The sequence below is a fragment of the Kitasatospora putterlickiae genome (assembly GCF_039527695.1).
Lineage (GTDB): Bacteria > Actinomycetota > Actinomycetes > Streptomycetales > Streptomycetaceae > Kitasatospora > Kitasatospora putterlickiae.
This window is the reverse complement of record NZ_BAAAKJ010000460.1, coordinates 1-1,980: the sequence shown is the minus strand read 5'-3', so window position 1 is coordinate 1,980 and position 1,980 is coordinate 1. Positions and strand designations below refer to the sequence as shown.

2 protein-coding genes are annotated in these 1,980 nt (G+C 73.5%); one reads left to right on the top strand and one right to left on the bottom strand.

The features are described from left to right. Positions 1–730: 730 nt before the first annotated feature. Positions 731–1,045, bottom strand: coding sequence for a hypothetical protein (locus tag ABD308_RS36865; RefSeq protein WP_344344667.1), 315 nt, complete (start codon positions 1,043–1,045; stop codon positions 731–733). A gap of 263 nt (positions 1,046–1,308) precedes the next feature. Here ABD308_RS36865 and ABD308_RS36860 point away from each other — a divergent pair. Next, the coding region (locus tag ABD308_RS36860) for a DedA family protein (RefSeq protein ID WP_344344664.1) at positions 1,309–1,980 on the top strand (672 nt) is incomplete at its 3' end.

Sequence of the window (1,980 nt, the reverse complement as noted above, 5' to 3'; positions counted from 1 at the left end):
GGCGGACGCCGAGTCGCTCTGCGGGTCGGCGTCCGCGACGGTGAGTTCCGGGCCGTCCTGCCTCTCGGCCGCCCCGCCGCCGTGCCGGGCCGAGCGGCTGCTCCGCGAACTCCTCACCGCGGTGCTCGCGGTCCGGCTCGACGGAGCCCCGTCCGATGACTGGTTCGACGCCGGGGCCGGGCCGGCGACCGAGTCGGGAGGAACCGCTGACGGCGGCCGCACGGCTGTTCCACCGGCACGGCTTCGCCGTGGGCATCTCGGGGCCCCGCGTCTACCGGCACTTCGACAGCACACGAGGTCGGCGGCGCGACCACCGGCGCCCCGGGCGAACCGGAGCGGGCGCTGACGGCGGGCCTGGTCGCGTACGTGGGCTTCGCCCGGCGTGACGGTGACCACCTGGGGGTGATGCTGAGCGAGACGGAACGGCCGGCGCCGTCTGACCGCCGGGCCGCGACGGCCTTCCGGCGGGACTTCCTGCACGGCTGGGTCGACCTGCTCGGGAGGATCAGGCCGCCGGAGGAGGACGCGGTGGCCACCCGGATCCGGGTGCACGCGCTGTTCCCGCTGGCCAACGGCGGGGTGCGGATCCGGTCGGCGAGCGCCCGGCCGGATCTCGGCGACCGCCTGCTCCGGCTCGGCGGGGCGGTGCCGGGCCTCCCCGGGCCGCCGACCCGGCCCGGCCCCGGCCGATCACGGCCGGACCGGGCGGGCGCGCTCGGCGGCGGAGCGCTCAGTCGGCGGCCGGCGGGGCGACCAGGGCGGGGAGGTCGCCGTTGCCCTGCAGGGCGCCGATCGAGCCCGCGTTGCCGGTCACGGCGAGGGTGTTGGCCTGGTTGCCGGCGCCGGAGCCGCCGGCGGTCTGCTGGGTGCCGGTCACATTGCCGACGACGTTGCCGACGACGTTGTTGGAGCCGGTGTTGCTCACCACGCCGCTGGTGGACTGGTGGTCCGCGCCGGCGCCGTTGTCGGCGTGGGCGGCGCCGACGCCCGCGAGCAGGAAGGCCCCGAGGGCGGTGACGGCGGCGGCTGCGCGGATACGGGACACGGTGGTCTCCTGAGGATGGGGTGCGAATGGTGGCGGCTGCCGGAGTGGCCGCTCCGCAGCGCCGTTGCCTGACGTCGCACGACCAGGATTCACCGGGCCGCGGACGAACTCCACCACACGGCAGGGGATTCGCCCGATGGTGGGACCCGGATGATTGTCGGACTACCCCTGGGAGCAGGGGCTTCGAGGATCCCTTGGCGAATGCTTTACTGTTTCATTGCCAAGAGTCGACCTTCCTTCAGGCCCCTCAGGAGTCCCGCACCGTGACCAGCCTCGCCCTCGGCCCGTCCTGGCTCGATCCGACCCACCTGATCAACACCTTCGGGCCGATCGGCATCCTGGCCATCGTCTTCGCCGAGTCCGGACTGCTGATCGGCTTCTTCCTCCCCGGCGACTCGCTGCTCTTCACCACCGGCCTGCTGGTGGCCGACGGCGACTACCTGGACCAGCCGCTCTGGCTGATGTGCCTGCTGATCGTGCTCGCGGCGGTGGCCGGCGACCAGGTCGGCTACCTGTTCGGGCGGAAGGTCGGCCCGAGCCTGTTCCGGCGCCCCGACTCCCGGCTGTTCAAGCAGGAGAACGTGGAGAAGGCGGCGGCCTTCTTCGAGCGGCACGGGCCGAAGGCGATCGTGCTGGCCCGCTTCGTGCCGATCGTCCGCACCTTCACCCCGATCGTCGCCGGGGTGAGCGGGATGAACTATCGCGTCTTCGTCCTCTTCAACGTGATCGGCGGCGTGCTGTGGGGCGCCGGCGTCACGGTGCTCGGCTACTTCCTCGGGCAGATCCCGTTCGTCCGGGACAACATCGAGCCGATCCTGATCGGCATCGTGCTGGTCTCGGTGATCCCGGTGGTGCTCGAACTGCTCCGCGCCCGCCGCTCCGGCCGGGCCGTCCCGGCCGGGACCGAGGCCGGCCGGGCCGACACCGCCGAGGCC